19 protein-coding genes are annotated in these 16,799 nt (G+C 45.5%); 8 read left to right on the top strand and 11 right to left on the bottom strand.

The annotated features are described in order from the left end of the window. The first annotated feature begins 60 nt into the window (after positions 1 to 60). Positions 61 to 1,284: an EAL and HDOD domain-containing protein gene (locus NSQ37_RS00415; protein ID WP_007408678.1), complete on the top strand. Its 1,224-nt coding sequence runs from the start codon at positions 61 to 63 to the stop codon at positions 1,282 to 1,284. Positions 1,285 to 1,290: 6 nt separating this feature from the next. On the opposite strand, the gene NSQ37_RS00410 is transcribed toward NSQ37_RS00415, so the two are convergent. Further along, complete coding sequence (locus NSQ37_RS00410) at positions 1,291 to 1,632, bottom strand: hypothetical protein (protein ID WP_025285192.1); 342 nt, start codon at positions 1,630 to 1,632, stop codon at positions 1,291 to 1,293. Between the two features lie 465 nt (positions 1,633 to 2,097). Between NSQ37_RS00410 and degQ the strand changes: the two genes are divergently transcribed. From degQ to NSQ37_RS00380, 6 genes are all read left to right on the top strand, one after another. Further along, positions 2,098 to 2,238 (top strand): degradation enzyme regulation protein DegQ, encoded by a 141-nt coding sequence (gene degQ / locus NSQ37_RS00405; protein ID WP_003152043.1) that lies wholly within the window; start codon positions 2,098 to 2,100, stop codon positions 2,236 to 2,238. Between the two features lie 184 nt (positions 2,239 to 2,422). Beyond that, positions 2,423 to 3,307, top strand: coding sequence for a polyprenyl synthetase family protein (locus tag NSQ37_RS00400; protein WP_032865221.1), 885 nt, complete (start codon positions 2,423 to 2,425; stop codon positions 3,305 to 3,307). Further along, entirely contained in the window at positions 3,307 to 3,483 is a 177-nt protein-coding gene (locus tag NSQ37_RS00395; RefSeq protein WP_007408675.1) for a competence pheromone ComX, read from the top strand. Before NSQ37_RS00400 ends, NSQ37_RS00395 begins: the two co-directional genes overlap by 1 nt. 19 nt (positions 3,484 to 3,502) lie before the next feature. Continuing rightward, positions 3,503 to 5,812 (top strand): sensor histidine kinase, encoded by a 2,310-nt coding sequence (locus NSQ37_RS00390; protein WP_341123036.1) that lies wholly within the window; start codon positions 3,503 to 3,505, stop codon positions 5,810 to 5,812. A gap of 80 nt (positions 5,813 to 5,892) precedes the next feature. After that, positions 5,893 to 6,537, top strand: coding sequence for a response regulator transcription factor (locus NSQ37_RS00385; RefSeq protein WP_003152052.1), 645 nt, complete (start codon positions 5,893 to 5,895; stop codon positions 6,535 to 6,537). 21 nt (positions 6,538 to 6,558) lie between these two features. Continuing rightward, complete coding sequence (locus NSQ37_RS00380) at positions 6,559 to 6,942, top strand: hotdog fold thioesterase (protein WP_012118312.1); 384 nt, start codon at positions 6,559 to 6,561, stop codon at positions 6,940 to 6,942. Between the two features lie 39 nt (positions 6,943 to 6,981). On the opposite strand, the gene mnhG is transcribed toward NSQ37_RS00380, so the two are convergent. Genes mnhG through NSQ37_RS00345 form a run of 7 tightly spaced genes read right to left on the bottom strand, consistent with a single transcriptional unit; the run spans position 6,982 to position 12,751 of the window. Beyond that, complete coding sequence (mnhG, locus tag NSQ37_RS00375; protein ID WP_003152056.1) at positions 6,982 to 7,356, bottom strand: monovalent cation/H(+) antiporter subunit G; 375 nt, start codon at positions 7,354 to 7,356, stop codon at positions 6,982 to 6,984. Further along, a complete protein-coding gene (locus tag NSQ37_RS00370; protein ID WP_012118311.1) occupies positions 7,340 to 7,624 on the bottom strand; it encodes a Na(+)/H(+) antiporter subunit F1 in 285 nt (94 codons plus the stop codon). Before NSQ37_RS00370 ends, mnhG begins: the two co-directional genes overlap by 17 nt. Next, positions 7,624 to 8,100 (bottom strand): Na+/H+ antiporter subunit E, encoded by a 477-nt coding sequence (locus NSQ37_RS00365; RefSeq protein WP_007408672.1) that lies wholly within the window; start codon positions 8,098 to 8,100, stop codon positions 7,624 to 7,626. Before NSQ37_RS00365 ends, NSQ37_RS00370 begins: the two co-directional genes overlap by 1 nt. 5 nt (positions 8,101 to 8,105) lie before the next feature. Continuing rightward, a complete protein-coding gene (locus tag NSQ37_RS00360; RefSeq protein WP_043020757.1) occupies positions 8,106 to 9,587 on the bottom strand; it encodes a Na+/H+ antiporter subunit D in 1,482 nt (493 codons plus the stop codon). After that, entirely contained in the window at positions 9,580 to 9,921 is a 342-nt protein-coding gene (locus NSQ37_RS00355) for a Na(+)/H(+) antiporter subunit C (RefSeq protein WP_003152063.1), read from the bottom strand. The genes NSQ37_RS00360 and NSQ37_RS00355 overlap by 8 nt, the downstream gene beginning before the upstream one ends. Continuing rightward, positions 9,921 to 10,352 (bottom strand): Na(+)/H(+) antiporter subunit B, encoded by a 432-nt coding sequence (locus NSQ37_RS00350; protein WP_007408670.1) that lies wholly within the window; start codon positions 10,350 to 10,352, stop codon positions 9,921 to 9,923. Before NSQ37_RS00350 ends, NSQ37_RS00355 begins: the two co-directional genes overlap by 1 nt. Further along, entirely contained in the window at positions 10,349 to 12,751 is a 2,403-nt protein-coding gene (locus tag NSQ37_RS00345; RefSeq protein ID WP_326365048.1) for a Na+/H+ antiporter subunit A, read from the bottom strand. Before NSQ37_RS00345 ends, NSQ37_RS00350 begins: the two co-directional genes overlap by 4 nt. A 243-nt stretch (positions 12,752 to 12,994) precedes the next feature. Here NSQ37_RS00345 and NSQ37_RS00340 point away from each other — a divergent pair, with 243 nt between their 5' ends. Continuing rightward, complete coding sequence (locus tag NSQ37_RS00340; RefSeq protein WP_007408668.1) at positions 12,995 to 13,213, top strand: hypothetical protein; 219 nt, start codon at positions 12,995 to 12,997, stop codon at positions 13,211 to 13,213. Between the two features lie 43 nt (positions 13,214 to 13,256). On the opposite strand, the gene nupQ is transcribed toward NSQ37_RS00340, so the two are convergent. Genes nupQ through NSQ37_RS00325 form a run of 3 tightly spaced genes read right to left on the bottom strand, consistent with a single transcriptional unit; the run spans position 13,257 to position 16,788 of the window. After that, entirely contained in the window at positions 13,257 to 14,216 is a 960-nt protein-coding gene (gene nupQ / locus NSQ37_RS00335; RefSeq protein ID WP_003152071.1) for a guanosine ABC transporter permease NupQ, read from the bottom strand. Further along, positions 14,217 to 15,263 carry an ABC transporter permease gene (locus NSQ37_RS00330; protein WP_012118308.1) on the bottom strand — a complete coding sequence of 349 codons (1,047 nt, stop codon included), beginning with the start codon at positions 15,261 to 15,263 and terminating at the stop codon, positions 14,217 to 14,219. It lies immediately after the preceding gene. Further along, entirely contained in the window at positions 15,256 to 16,788 is a 1,533-nt protein-coding gene (locus NSQ37_RS00325; RefSeq protein WP_341123034.1) for an ABC transporter ATP-binding protein, read from the bottom strand. Before NSQ37_RS00325 ends, NSQ37_RS00330 begins: the two co-directional genes overlap by 8 nt. Positions 16,789 to 16,799 lie beyond the last annotated feature (11 nt).

Raw genomic sequence — 16,799 nt, 5'->3', positions numbered from 1 at the left:
AATTTCGTCAAGTTATTTGATATACTTATGTTCGAAGGCCGCATCTAAGGGGGTAAATGAATGAAGGTGTTTGTTGCGAGACAGCCTATCTTCAACAGAAACGAACAGGTTGTTGCTTATGAACTTCTTTACCGGGAGAGCGAAGAGAACCGTTATTCGGCCGCTGACGGAGATAAGGCTACGACGGATCTCATTATTAACAGCTTTATCAACATCGGAATCGAAAAGCTGACTGAGGGGAAACGCTGCTTTGTGAATTTTACAGAAAGCCTGATGTTTTCAGATCTCCCTACCTCCTTTGATCCTGACCAGCTTATTATCGAAATTCTTGAGGACATACCGATCACTCCGGCACTCATCTCAAGATGCAGACAGCTGAAGAAATTAGGATATACATTAGCACTTGATGATTTTTACGCCATCAATCCGGAAAATGAAGAGTTAGTGGAACAGCTGATGAAATATATTGATATTTTAAAAATCGACTTTTTGCAATCCTCGCGTCTGGAGCGCAAAAAAATCATTCAGACGTACAGCTGTAAAAGTCTGATTTATTTAGCGGAGAAAGTGGAGACGAGAAAAGATTATAAACAGGCGGCCATAGACGGCTTTCACCTGTTTCAAGGATATTTTTTCAGTGAACCGCGTGTCATCAGCGGAAATGATCTGACGTTTCATTTTCATTCTTACTACCAGCTTTTAAGCGAATTAAACAATGACCAGCCCAATATACAGCGTGTGACGGAATACATAGAGCGGGACGTCAGCTTATCGTATCAGATTCTGCGTTTTTTAAACGGATCGCAAACAAGGCTGAAAAAAAAGATAGACAGCATCCAGCAGGCCATCATGATGCTTGGGCTGAATGAGATTAAGCGCTTGATTTACATTCTTTCATTTAGAGATTTAACGGCGAAAAGCCACTCAAGCCAAAAAGAAATCATTAAGATTTCCTTAATCAGGGCCAAACTGTGCGAACTGCTGGCGAAAAGAACCGGAAGGCCCCAGCCCTCTTCTTACATGCTGATCGGCATGTTTTCGCTCATCGATACGCTTCTCCACAGGGAGCTGGAGGATATCATCAAAGAACTGCCTTTAATCGATGAAGTCGGACAGGCGCTGCTCGGTTATGAAAACGATTATTATAAGATGCTCGCGTTCGTCAAAGCCATTGAATGCAACAACTGGGACTGTGACGAGTGGGGAAAAGAACTGAACAAAGAAGAAGCGTATGAATGTTACTTACAGGCGATCGAATGGTGCCGGCAGCTGATCGTGGATTGAGCCGCTTTAAGCCGACCACCTGAGGGCGATGGTAAACCGGCTTTGCTCTCTGATCAGACTGACACGGATGCCGTCGGGATTATACGTCACGTCAAAGTCATTTTTGATGCCGGTCTGCTTAATGAGCCGCTTGACCGCTGCGGTGTCAGATGATTGCGCTGCGGTGAGGATACGGCGCGCAAGCTCTTTTGACGCCGACAGCCGCGCAAGGAGCAGGCGGGCATCCTCCAGCATGCCCGCAGCCTCTTTTGCGGACGCTGTCAAAATATCTGCGTGAACCGGGGGACTGGGCGCAGGATGCCGGTATGGCGCGGCGAAAACAGGACAGCATGGATACACATAATGCATACGGCGGCCTCCTTCCTGAGAAAACATTCGTTATACATGAGTATAGGCGGCGTGATAACGAGTTATGACATGCAAAAAGACCACAATGCGGGGGTTGCGGTCTTTTCGGTGTTTGTCGGTGGTTATGCGACGCTGTTCGCCCATTCTGTTTTGAAATTGCGACGGCAGGGACTATAGTCCTTGCCGGTTTGTCGGAAAACCGTTAAAAAAACAGCAGAACCGCCAGATTGGTCTGCTTCATCCTAAACGTCTGCCTTTCTGGTAGTTATATAGTCCTGTTCGCTAAATGCTCCGTTCGGGACTATGGGATTACCCCGGTTTGCGGTGTCACGCAGATACTTTTACACATACTTTTCGGTGAAAAATCCCGCAAAAACGTTTACACTATTAGTAACAGATCAAATACCTAGGACTCGTTCACCATACACAATTCATTGATCTTTCAAAAAAAGGAGTGTGGAAACGGTGGAAAACAAATTAGAAGAAGTAAAGCAATTATTATTCCGACTTGAAAATGATATCAGAGAAACAACCGACTCATTACGAAACATTAACAAAAGCATTGATCAGCTCGATAAATTCTCATATGCAATGAAAATTTCTTAAAAAGACTTGGAAACAAGTCTTTTTTTTGTGCATTTTTTATCCATTTCATGGATAAAGTATTATACGATTGTTAAAAAACGAAAAACCTGCTGTCTTTCATCACCTGCATTTAGTAAAATAGAATGGGAGGGTGAAGACAATTATTGAGCAAATGTGTTTAGATGCCAACCAAATCAAGAATAAAATGAAGAGTATAATAGAGCAAAACATATTCAATCAACATTTACTACAGCTTCTTCTTGGGTTTGTTGAATCCAGAAAATATTTAACCTTTGCTGAATCTGCTTTATTGCATTATGAAGTTTTTGGCGGAAGGGATTTTAAGACTGCTGAGAAACTTGCGGCGGGAATTGAAATTCTTACGCTTTCCGCCGATATTATTGATGATCTTGAAGATGAAGATAACAAACAAGCTCTTTGGATGAAGATAGACCGTTCAGAAGCTTTAAGCGCAGCTTTTTCATTATACACAGCAGGGCTGCAGGGGATTAATTCAATTAACATGAATCCTTTTATTCTTTCTTACATACTGAAATATACACAAGACGCTATGCAAGGACAACACGATGATATAATCAATAAGCCAGAGAAAGAAGATGAAAGTTTAGAGGTCATTAGATTAAAATGCGGGAGTCTATTCGCTCTATCCAATGTGGCAGGTACTATGTTAGCAACTGGAAAGTATAATGAAACTGTTGAAACGTATTCCTATTACAAAGGAATGTTTGAACAGATATATAGTGATTATCTGGCTCTTTTCAGCTCTAAACGCAGTGATATTTTAAAAGATAAACACACGTTAATCAACTTGTACCTTAAGAGGCTGTTTAACGAGCCTTCTGAAAAATTGGTTCGTATGTTTTCTCATAGAGAAACACACCTTAAGTTTATATCTGATAAAAACAATTTTATTCAGACATTAACTGATGCAGGTGTTACTCAGTATGTTTCAGTTTTACACCAATTGTATAAGCAAAAATGTGAAAATGCTATAGAGAAACTAAATCTTGAAACCAGTAAAATAGATAAATTGAAAAAATATGTAGTTAATAGGGGGATTGAAGTATAATGCAGGATTTGATCAATTATATATTGAAATATCCGGAAGTGTTAAAAAAATTAAAAGTCAATGAAGCAAGTTTATTAGGCTATGATTCAGGTATTACTCAAATATTAATCAATTCATTTGAAGAATCTTCAATTGTGAAAAACGATGGAAAAATAGAGCAATGGGAAAAAGGATGAATGTTCGGTGGTGTAATATGTGAAAAACTTTATTAAACAATTCACTATTTCAGTCATTATCTTAAGCCTCGTTTATGTTTGCTATGTTTCATATATAAACATAAATGGGATTATAATCGGGACAAAAGTTATTGAAAATAAAAACAAACAATTCCAAGTAATAGAGATGTCAGAAACTACTTACGGGAAATTCGTAGGTTTAGAAAAAGGTGACATCATTCTAAAAATCAACAAAGAAAAACCATCTGCTAAATTTTTAAAAGGAGATAATCTTAGTCATATCAAAAGTTTAGATGTAAGCAGAAATGGAAAGCAAATTCATTTAGATGATTTTGATATTGTTAATTTAGACAAATCCTATAGCTTTTTTGTATTCGTTCTTCCACTTGTGTTTTATTTTTTAAGTATAGTATGTATATTTTACATTCTAAAGGTGAATCAAACAAGAAAATCGTTTGCGGGATACATTTTAATTTTGTTTTTGTTAGATATTTCAATTGCTTATATAAGCGCAGGAGGACCATTTAGAGGACATTCATTTAACAGGTATGTCAATTTGTTCACATTTATAGCTTCTCCTATATTTTATCTTCAGTTCATACAACAATATTTTGAGGAATTAGGAAAGAAGTTTGCAAATCGTCTAATCAATTTCTTATATATATTTCCGATTTTTAATATTATCCTGGAATTTTTCCGTAAGAAATTACCTTTTGAAAACATTGTAACAAACCTTAATCTTATCTCGTTTTTTCTCGTTACTCTTTCAGGTTTTGTTCTCGTGTTCTATCACTTATATAAATATAAATATTCAGAGCATGCTTATATTTTGAAAGTTTTAATTCTGACAAATACACTTTCTTTTGCTCCATTTTTACTTTTTTACGTCGCACCTAATATTTTAACTGGTGATTATATATTTCCAGCACTGGCATCAGCCTCATTGCTTGTCCTTATCCCATTTGGATTAGTATATCAGTTTGTTGCAAATAAAATATTTGATATAGAATTTATATTAGGAAGAATGAGGTATTATACTTTACTGGCTGTAATCCCAACGCTAGTTATTGTCGGAGTTTTATCGGTCTGGGCGGGAACAAATGCGCTTCAAATGAATCCTATTAGACAGACTGTTTTCATCTTTATCGTAATGTTTGCTGTATTTTACTTTAAAGAAATAATAGATTTTAAATTTCGTTTAAAACGTTTTTCTGAAAAATTTAATTATCAAGATAGTATATTCAAATATACTCAGCTTATCAGAAGTATAACATCTTTAAAACAAATGTTTAAAGAACTAAAAAAGACGATTCTGGATGTTCTACTTGTCAGTAAAGCTTATGTCTTTGAAGTTACCTCTGAGGGTGACATTTTATATCATGATAAAAGGGATAATGAACCTGATTGGGAAATGTATTCAAAAGAATTTAAGAAGGTTACTTCAGAGATTGGAAAAATCATTGAGCTAAACCGCGGTTTCTTAATCAAGATAGGAGAACGCGGGGGAAGTTCTTATGTTTTGCTTTGTTTGTCCTCCATTAATACACCGAGACTGACACGGGATGAGATTTCTTGGCTGAAAACATTGTCTTTCTATACGAGTGTCTCTATGGAAAACGTGATACAGATCGAAGAACTCATGAACCATTTACAAGATCTAAAACAACAAGGCTCAAACCCGGTCTGGCTCAAAAAGCTGATGTTTACGATAGAGGAAAAGCAGCGTTCGGATTTGGCCCGTGATCTGCATGATTCAGTGCTGCAGGACTTGATTTCTTTGAAGCGCCAGTGTGAGCTGTTTCTGGCCGATTTTAAGAAAGAGGAGCCTTGCCAGTTAGAGGTGCAGGACAAGCTTCATCAGATGAATGAGCAGATGTCCGATGTCATTTTGATGACCCGGGAGACGTGCCATGAGCTTCGGCCTCAGCTGCTGTATGATTTGGGCCTGGTCAAGGCGGTATCCAAGCTTGCCGCACAGCAGCAGGAGCGTGCGCCGTTTCATATCCGTCTGAATACGGGCCGGTTTACGGCGGCGCTGGATTTGGATACGCAGCTGAATTTGTACCGCATTATTCAGGAATTTCTTTCGAACGCCATGAAGCATTCACAGGCGAATGAGGTGCTGATTATGCTGATCAGCATTCAAAATAAAGTGATTCTGCATTATGAAGACGACGGTGTCGGATTCAATCAGGAAGAAGGCGGCGGGCAGTCGATGAGTATGGGTCTTTCAGGTATTAAGGAGCGCGTCCGTGCGCTTGACGGACGGATGAAAATCGACACAAGTGAAGGAAACGGTTTTAAAGCGGATATTGAAATGGAATTGTAACCAATTTATCACCAAATCGACTTGGCAGAAGCCAAGTCTTTTTAATAAAATGGAAATGAGTGAGTAAAAGGGAGGAAACCATGAAAAAGATACTAGTGATTGATGATCATCCGGCTGTCATGGAGGGCACCAAGACGATTCTGGAAACGGACACGAATCTTTCTGTCGATTGCCTCAGTCCTGATGCCAGTGAACAATTCGTTCTCCGGCATGATTTTTCAGCTTACGATCTCATATTAATGGATTTAAATCTGGGTGATGACATCAGCGGCATAGAGCTTTCCAAGAAAATCTTAAAAGAGAATCCTCTCTGTAAAATCATTGTCTACACAGGCTATGAGGTTGAAGATTATTTTGAAGAATCCATCCGCGCGGGCCTGCATGGCGCCATCAGCAAAACCGAATCTAAAGAGAAAATCATGCAATACATATATCACGTGCTCAACGGACAGATTTTAGTTGATTTCTCCTATTTCAAACAGCTGATGACCCAGCAAAAAACAAAAACGTCTTCTTCCCCTCAAAGTGAGCAGGATCGGTTAACCCCGAGAGAGCGACATATTCTCCAAGAGGTCGAAAAAGGTTTGACCAATCAGGAAATCGCAGATGCGCTTCACTTAAGCAAGCGGTCAATTGAATACAGCCTGACATCCATTTTTAACAAGCTGAATGTCGGCTCCCGAACTGAAGCGGTGCTGATCGCCAAGTCAGATAACGTACTATAAATCTTGAAGGGAGAATGACCTATGAATCTGAACAATACATTGCTCGGCGCACTCGGTATTGAAATCACTGAAAACACACCGGAGAGATGCGTGGCGGTGATGCCGGTGGATAAGAGGACGGTGCAGCCTTTCGGATATCTGCATGGTGGCGCGTCAGCAGCGCTGGCGGAGACTGTTGCTAGTGTCGGGGCCCAGCATTTTATCGACCGGTCGAACCAGGCGTGTGTCGGGCTTGAGATTAATGCCAATCATTTAAAATCCGTGAAAGAGGGCGGGACGGTCACGGCGATTGCGAAACCCGTTCACACAGGCAGGGCAACCATTGTGTACGAGATTAACATTTTCGATGAACGGGAAAGGCTGATCTGTGTTTCCCGCTGCACGCTGGCTGTTATAACAAAATAAACAAACAGCCGGAACCCTGAATCGTCCGGCTGTTTGTTTTTACAAATATGAATCTTCTTTTCGTTTGATCACAAAGTTTCTGATCCCTTTGTAATCATCCTGTACGCTTCTTTTATCAAGCGCCGCTCCCGAATTGTACGCGGCCCTGCATATGAGGTGCGCTCCGACCGGCGCCGTCAGCAGGATAAAAATGATGCCGAGCAGTATTTTTACAGATATTTCTCCGGTCAGCATCCACAAGTAGCCTAACACCCCGAGCAATACCAAATTAACGCCGAGTGTCGAGCCTTTTGAAGAGGCGTGGGCGCGCGTATACACATCAGGAAGCCTGAGTGTGCCGAAAGACGCGACCAGGCAGATCAGCGATCCCATCAGAATACAAACGGCGACGGCCCATTTAACGATTTCGATCATTTTCGATAATCTCTCCTTTCTCCAAAAACTTAGCAAAGGCAATCGTGCCGATAAACGATAAAATGCCGAGCAGCAGAATGATGTCCAAAAAGGCCGATGTGTTTAAGAGAATGGATACAAGCGCGGTCATGGCAATCAGATTAATGCCGATCCCATCAAGCGCGACGACCCGGTCCGGTATCGTAGGCCCTTTTATGACGCGAATGACGTACAAAAGAGTCGAAACCGCCATAATGCCGAGTGATAATTGCAGAATAAACGTAAACATCAGCGGCTCACCTCCTGAATGGCTTTCTCAAAAGAGACGCGGATGTCATGGATCGCTTTCTCCGCATCTTCAATGTCCATGGCGTGTATATAGAGAATCGACCGGTCATCGGAGATATCCATCACGAGCGTACCCGGTGTTAAAGTGATTAACAGCGAGAGCAGCGTGATCTCCCAATCCTCCGTCAATTCCGTCTTAAACGCGAAAATGCCCGGGCGGATGTTCAGTTTCGGCGATATAACGGTTTTCAGCACGCTGACATTGGCCAAATATAATTCCTTTATAAAGATCAGCGCCAGTTTGATGACTGACCATATTTTCCAAATGTAAAACGGCCGCGAGAAGAAGCGCCGGAAAAAAAACAGCGCCGCCAAGCCCGCGATAAATCCGGTCATAAAACCCGCCGCGCTGAGGCTGTTTGTGAGAAACATCCAGCAAACAGCGAGAAGAACATTTAATAATAGTTGAAAAGCCATGCCATCTACTCCTTCAAAACAGCTTCAATGTATTTTTCCGGATTCAGCAGATTCTCAGCCGTCTGATTGACATACGGTGAAACCCATTCGGTTCCGAGCCCGAACAGAAGCGACAAAAGGAGAAAAGCGGCTGCCGGATAAAGAAGTCCTTTTGCGGACCGTCTGCCGGCGCCCGGGATTTCTTTTTCTTCTCCCCAAAAAGCCGTCGTAAAAACCTTCAGCACGGAATAGAGCACAAGCAGGCTTGATAAGAGAATCAATACGGAAAACAAAGTTTCCCCCTTATCGAACCCGCCTTCCGCGATCTTCAGCTTGCCCACAAATCCGCTGAACGGCGGGATGCCGGCCAGAGATATGGCTGAGATAAAGAACATCCATCCCAAAACGGGATAACGGGTGATCAGTCCGCCCATTTTATGCAGGCTGGCAGTGCCTGTCAATGCGATAAGCGTGCCGGCGAGCATAAACAGCGCTCCTTTAATCAGCATATCGTGAATCAAGTAATAAACCGCTCCTTGAATGGAGGCCGGCGTGTTCATGGCAATGCCGAACAAAATCACGCCGACGGCTGTAATAATATTGTAGATGACGATTTTCATGACATCCGAAAAGGCGATAGATCCGATTACGCCGAATAACACCGTCAGCATCGCAAGCCACATCATCAATTGGTGGGTAAAGCCCGTATCGTGAATAAAGATCAGGGTGAATACTCTTAAAATGGCGTACAGGCCGACTTTCGTCAAAAGAGACCCGAATAAGGCCGAAATCGCAGCCGGCGGGGCGTAATAAGAGCCCGGCATCCAGAAATACAGCGGGAATATCCCGCCCTTTAAACCGAAAACGACGAGAAGAAGGACGCCGATGACGGTGATCAGCCCGGTCTGGCCCGATTCACTTATTTTTACGCTTAGATCAGCCATATTCAGCGTGCCCGTCACCGCATATAAGTAACCGACGCCGATGACAAAAAACGCGGATGACACAATGTTAAACACGATATACTTCAATGATTCTCTTAATTGAATTTTCGTTCCGCCAAGCACGATCAGCATGTAGGACGCGATTAGCAGAAGCTCAAAAAAGACGTACATGTTGAACAGGTCACCCGTCAAAAACGCTCCGCTTACGCCGGCCAGAAGAAACTGCACCCCTGAATAATAGAAAGCGCGCTCCCTTTTTTCTCCGATGGAGCGGAAGGAGTACAGGGTGACGAGCAGCCCGATTATGGCGGTTGTCAAAACAAGCAGTGCGGCGAGCTGATCCGCGGCGAGCACAATGCCGTACGGCGCTTTCCAGCCGCCGAGTGTCAGCGTCTGAATCCCGTGTGTGAAAACCGTCTGAACGAGAGCGGCGCTGATGACGATGGAGACACAGGAAGCGGCAGTGCTGAATATCCGCATCAGCATCACGTGCCTGTTCATAAAAATCAGCAGCACTGCGGCAAGCAGTGGCACCAGAATAGGCAATATCACAAAGTTATTCATGTTGATCATTTCCCCTCATTCGATCCATATCGTCCGTTTTCAGTTCCTGATAGGCGCGAAACGCCATCACAAGCAGGAAGGACGTGACGCCGAACGAAATAACGATCGCCGTCAGTATGAGTGCCTGCGGCAGCGGATCGACAAACGACGTGCTTTTTCCGCCCAGTATGGGAGGGGCGCCTTTTTTCAGTCCGCCCATGGTCAGGAGCAGCAAATGGACGCCGTGGCTTAATAGCGCGGTGCCGATAATCACGCGCAGCAGACTTTTAGAAAGCAGCAGGTAGGTTGCCGCCATAAACAAAATACCGGCAATGACAGACATTAAGATTTCCATTATTCTTCCTCTCCAATCGTTTGAATAATGGTCATCGTCACGCCGACAACAACGAGATACACACCTAAATCAAACAAAGTGGCCGTCGCAAGCTCCGTATTCCCAAGCACCGGGAGATGAAAATGGCCGAATGTATGGGTGAGAAATGGTGCTCCGAATAAGAACGAACCTGCACCCGTTGCAATCGCGATAAGCAGACCCGCGCCCGCCACATAAATAAAATTGACGGGCAAAATCGATTTGACGGTTTTTAAATCAAAGGCCAAAAGCAACAGCACGATGGCCGAAGACGTAATCAGTCCGCCGACAAATCCTCCGCCGGGAGCGTTATGCCCCGATAAAAATAAATAGAAAGAGAAAAGCAGAATGATAAAAGATACAAGCTTCGTTGCCGTCTGAAGGATGATGTCGTTTGTGTTTTGCTGTCTCAACGCTCTTCTCCCTCCTCTTTTACTTTTGTTCTGATCATGCCGTAAATCCCGAGTGCGGCAATCGACAGCACCGTGATTTCAAACATCGTATCAAATCCCCTGAAATCAACGAGGATGACGTTGACGATATTGTTTCCTCCCCCGAGCTTATGGCTGTAAGCGGTGAAAAAGGAGGAGATGCTGTCTTTTGTTTTTTCGCTGGAAGACGCGATTCCGAGCATTGTCACGATGACGCCGACACCGAGAGAAATGATAAAATTCGTCATCCGGAATGTTCTTGTCTTCTTTTTTCGCCGCATTTTCGGCAGATGGTAAAAACAAAGAAGAAACAAGGCGACGGATATCGTCTCAATGACGAGCTGCGTGAGCGCCAGATCGGGCGCTCTGAAAATCACGAAAAACAGCGCGAGTGTGTACCCGACAACACCGAGTGAGATAATGGCCGTCAGCCGCGATTTGGCGAACACAGTCGCAATCGTTGCGCTCACCATAACGAGGGACAGCACGATTTCATACAGGCCGATTTCAGCCATGCCTTTCGCTGTCATGGAAAAGCCGCCTTTTGTGACGAACGCCGTTCCGATGAGAATGATAAACGCCGCAAAGATATACAGCAGATAATCCCGCAAAAATCCGGTCATATACGATGACGTCAGCTGGTAAGATCTTTTTTCCATACTGCCCGTCACCGCATCGTAAAGCTTGTTCAGCGTCAGTTTTTTCGGAAACAGACCGTACAAACGCTCCCATTTAGACAGCGTTACGTAACCGATCGTGCCGACAATGATGATGCCGAGGGTCATCATTACCTCAGCCGTCACCCCATGCCACTGGGAAATATGGACATGGAATGTATCTCCGCCGGTTAACAGAGCCGGATAAATGGAGTTCATCGCCGGTTCAATCAGGCTGTAAGACAAAACGTTCGGTGCAAAAAACAGACTGACGGCGCAAGCGGCAAGGATCACCGGCGAAATCAGCATGCCGAGCGGAGCTTCATGCGGCGTCTTTTCAAGCTGATCAGGTTTGCGCGCGCCGCTGAACGTTCTGAAAAACAGCTTCATGCTGTAGATGAAAGTGAAGACGCTCCCGATCCACGCGAGAACGGGGAACAGCACGCCCCATGTATCAAGACTGAAAATATCTGCATGAGCAATCCGCAGCATACTTGTAAAGAACATTTCTTTACTTAAAAAGCCGTTAAACGGAGGGAGGCCCGCCATGGAAAACGTTCCGATCAGTGAAACGGTGAACGTTACCGGCATAAGCGCCATCAGTCCGCCGAGCCTGCGGATGTCCCGTGTTCCCGTTTCATGGTCGATAATGCCGACCGCCATAAATAAACTTCCTTTAAAAGTAGCATGGTTAATTAAGTGAAACACAGCCGCGGTGACAGCCGCCGTAAAATACTCTGAATGCTGGTAATGAAGCGCGGCGGCTCCTGCGCCGAGCATCGATACAATCATACCGAGCTGGCTGACTGTGGAAAATGCCAGAATCGCTTTTAAATCGGTTTGTTTCATCGCATTAAAGGAAGCCCATACCATCGTGATCAGACCGACTGAGGCAACCGTCCAAAACCAGACGGGTGAAAATGCAAAAACCGGACTGAATCTGGCAATCAGATAAATGCCCGCTTTCACCATTGTAGCCGAGTGCAGATAGGCGCTGACAGGAGTCGGCGCCTCCATGGCATCAGGCAGCCAGATATAAAACGGAAACTGCGCTGATTTCGTAAAGGCCCCCAATAACAGGAGAACCATCGCCGGAATAAAGAACGGATGGCCTGCGATAATATGCACCTGGTTGACCATTTCCCTGATACTGAAAGAATCCGTCATCAGATACAGCAGGATAAAGCCGCCGAGCATGCACAGCCCGCCGCCGACGGTAATCAGCAGTGACTTTTCCGCACCGTAGCGTGATTTCTTCCGCTTATGCCAATACCCGATTAATAAGAAGGATGACAGGCTTGTCAGCTCCCAGAACATATAAAGCACGATAACGTTATCGACGAGCACAACGCCGAGCATCGCGCCCATAAACATCAGCAGGTACATATAAAAGGGGCCGAGCTTTTCTTTGTCCTTCGATAAGTAAAAAATACTGTAAAGCGTCACCAAAGAGCCGATGCCCGTAATCAATAAAGCGAATAACAGCCCGAGTCCGTCAATATAAACGGTATAGTTAATACCGAGGGACGGAATCCATTCGGCCGCATACCGGACGGTTTCCCCAGCCATTGTTACAGGGAGCTTGCTGATAAAGTAAACAAACAGCACAACGGGCACTATCAGCACAAACCAGCCTGTATGGACTTGTTTTACCCGTTTATAAAGAAAGGGAACGATAAATGCAAATAAAAAAGGCGCCAAAATCGCGAAATGTAACAGCTGCAACAGAAGACCTCCTTTGCTTGTTTTTTCATCAAGCAACTGCTTTATGTAAGAGTGAATCAATCAATTCACGGTCATAGGACCCAGTACAAATTATATCGCACTTTTTTTTACCCTGCTACGGCATAATGTATTCCTCTCTGTATTTTTGTGGTCTTTTGAACCCAAAATAAATTTATCAAATATCCTGATCTTTGTATATACATTTATCTTTCAGATCAAGCTTTTAAAAAAGGAGCTGGTCAGATGAAGAGAAAGGCGGCGGCCTGTATTGGAATATTTTGTTCTATTATTGCAGGAACATTCATAGCGGACGATTTCTGCAAAACGCGGCAGCAGACGGAGGCAGATAATTGGGAGCGTTTTTTTCTCGGTGCGGAATACGCGGAAGACAAGCTGAGTGCGGCTGAATCAATGCAAACACCGTTTCAGCCGCGTGAGTATATCAGAATCGTATATAGATGAAAAGAGTTCCGGCACCAGGGTGCGGAACTCTTTTTTGTGGCAATCAGCGTTTTCCTTTAATGTAAGGGATGCCGTTGGCTTTAGGCGCATCCGCGCGGCCGATAAAGCCGGCAAGCGCGAGAATGGTCAGAATGTAAGGAGCCATCAGCATGTATACATTCGGAATGTCTTTGAACAGGGGCAAAAGCGAGCCGATAATGCTCAAACTCTGCGCAAACCCGAAGAACAGCGCCGCCCCGAGCGCGCCGATCGGATGCCATTTGCCGAAAACCAGCGCGGCGAGAGCGATAAAGCCTTGCCCGGAAATGGTGGAGTGCGTGAAATCAAGCGCGATCGTGGAAGCATATACACCGCCGCCGAGCCCGCCGAACAGCCCGCTGATCATGACGCCGATATAGCGCATGCCGAACACGTTGATTCCCATCGTATCGGCCGCCATCGGATGTTCCCCGACAGAACGGATGCGGAGGCCGAACGGCGTTTTGAATAAAATAAACCAGGAAACAAAGGCCAGTACGATAGCTAAAATCGACGTATAATATACGTCGGAAAAGAAAATCTTTCCTAAAACCGGAATATCGCTTAACCCGGGAATGTTCGTTTTGTAAAAGGGCTCCGGGATTTTATCAGTCTGCGCCTTTCCGTAGATCAGCTTGACGATAAACAGTGTCGCTCCTAACGCGAGCATATTGATCGCCACACCGGTTACCGTCTGATCGGCGCGGAAAGAAACCGCGGCGGCCGCGTGGATCAGTGAGAACAGTCCGCCGGCAATCATAGCCGCAGCCAAGGCGAGCCACGGAGCGGCGGCGCCAAGCTCGCGTCCGAAAAATAAGTTGAACATGACGCTTGTAAAGGCGCCGATAATCATCAGTCCTTCAAGACCGATGTTGACAACTCCCGATCTTTCAGAAAACACGCCGCCGAGAGCAGTTAAAATAAGCGGAGCCGCATATACGAGTGTTGCCGGGACAATAATGGATAAAATCTGCAGGAAGTCCACTTACTTCGCCCCCTTTTTCTTCAATTTATCAAGGATGAGACGGATGGCGTAGCTTGATGCCACAAACAAAATAATAATGGCGATGACGATGTCAACGACTTCAGAAGGCACCCCGGATTCAATCGGCATATTTAATGCCCCGACTTTAAGGCCGCCGAGAAGACATGCCGCCAGAACAACGCCGATTGCCGTGCTGCCGCCGAGAAGCGCAACCGCAATGCCGTCGAAGCCGACGCCGGTAAAGGCGCCCTTAACCGCCGCGTATTGAAAGGTTCCGAGTCCTTCCATCGCGCCGGCAAGCCCCGCGAAGGCGCCGGAAATCATCATGGCGTACATCATATTTTTTCTGACGCTCATTCCGGCGTATTGTGCGGCGTGCTGGTTAAAGCCGACAGCCCGGAATTCAAATCCGCTTTTTGTTTTATGAATGATAAACCACATGAGGACTGCCGCAAACAGAGCGATCAGAATGCCCCAGTGAAGGCGGGAGTAATCTGTCAGCTGCTCTAAAAACGGCGAGCGGAGCGACGCGCTTTCATGAATTTTGTCTGTTTTGTCCCGGTGGTCCGTCATGACATCGGAAATGAGATAATTGGTTAAATGAAGAGCGATATAATTCATCATGATCGTGACAATCACTTCGTGGACAAAAAAACGGGCTTTTAAAAATCCGGGAATCAGGCCCCAAATGCCGCCCGCAGCCGCAGCCGCCAATAACGAAAGCGGAAGGTGGATGTAAGCGGGGGCGTCAAAGGAAGCGCCGACCCACACCGCGGCGGTCCAGCCGACAAGGAGCTGTCCTTCAACCCCGATATTAAACAGGCCGGTCCGAAATGCGAATGCCACGGCCAATCCGGACAAAATATATGGCGTAATCTGCCGGATCGATTCCCCGATGTAATACACTTCACCGAAAATGCCGCTCCAAAGAGCCGAATACCCGCTTACGACATTGTAGCCGCTGGCGAGCATGATGACCGCACCCGCAGCTAATCCAAGGATGATCGCAATCAGCGGCACAGCCAGATGAGAAAGTCGATTAATCATGTGTTTTCCCCGCCTCCATTTGCTTACTTCCCGCCATTAAAAGTCCGAGCTCCTGCTCGTTTGTTTCAAGCGGATTGACGTTTGCGATGATGCTCCCTTCAAAGATGACGGCGATGCGATCGCTGAGATTCATTATTTCATCAAGTTCAAAAGATAACAGAAGCACCGCTTTACCGGCGTCACGCTGCTCAATGATCTTTTTATGGACGAATTCAATCGCGCCGACATCGAGTCCCCGCGTCGGCTGGGCCGCAATTAAAAGATCCGGATTTCTGTCCACTTCCCGGCCGATAATGGCCTTTTGCTGATTCCCCCCGGAGAGAGCGCGCGCAGGCATATATTCATCAGGTGTTCTGACATCGTATTCTTTAATCAGGCTTCGCGCTTTGTCATAAATCGTGTGTTTATTTAATATGCCGAAAGAAGAGTAGGGCTTTTGGTAATAACTTTGCAGCACGATATTTTCTCCGATCGGAAAATCAAGGACGAGCCCGTGTTTATGCCTGTCCTGCGGAATATGCCCGATGCCGGCTTCAGTGACTTTCCTGGGCGGCATGTTTTGCAGCTGTTTGCCGTTTAACGTGATCGTGCCGGCATTCGTTTTTCTGAGACCTGTAATGGCTTCAATTAATTCAGACTGGCCGTTTCCGTCAACGCCCGCAATGCCGACGATTTCACCGGCTCTGACTGAGAGGGAGAGCTGTTTGACCGCCTCAACGCCGCGCGCGTCCTTAACCGTTACATCAGAAAGTGAAAGTACTTCTTGTTTCGGATCGGCCGCTTGTTTATCAGTCTTGAATGACACTTCGCGTCCGACCATAAGGCTTGCCAGTTCATCTTGATCCGTATGTGCGACATCGAGTGTTGTAATGCCTTTTCCTTTCCGGATGATGGTGACACGGTCGCAGACTTCCATAATCTCTTTTAATTTGTGGGTGATGAGGATAATTGATTTTCCTTCATTGACAAGATTTTTCATAATCTGAATCAGTTCTTGAATTTCGTGCGGAGTCAGCACCGCGGTCGGCTCGTCAAAAATGAGAATGTCGGCGCCCCTGTAGAGGGTCTTTAATATTTCCGCCCGCTGCTGCATACCGACGGAAATATCGGCAACTTTGGCTTCAGGATCAATGTGCAGGCCGTAACGGTCGGAAATATCGCGCACGTCCCGGGCGGCGCGCTGTCTGTCAATCCGGCCGAAAGTTTTCGGCTCTTTTCCGAGAATGATATTTTCTGAGACGGTAAAGGTATCCACAAGCATAAAATGCTGGTGCACCATCCCGATGCCGAGATCGTTGGCTTTGTTCGGGCTGTTGATGTGTACGCGTTCGCCCCGCACCCGGATCTCGCCTTTTTCCGGCTGATACAGGCCGAATAAAACGTTCATGAGTGTCGATTTACCGGCGCCGTTTTCACCGAGAAGGGCGTGTATTTCGCCTTTTTTTACTTGAAGCGTGACGTCATCATTGGCGACGATTCCGGGAAACTCCTTGCGTATATTAAGCATTTCAATGATATAATCCACCGATTTGACGC

The organism is Bacillus sp. FSL P4-0334 (assembly GCF_038004825.1).
GTDB classification, from domain to species: Bacteria; Bacillota; Bacilli; order Bacillales; family Bacillaceae; genus Bacillus; species Bacillus velezensis.
Note: the sequence above shows the minus strand (reverse complement) of the source record. Positions and strands in the feature narration are given on the sequence as shown.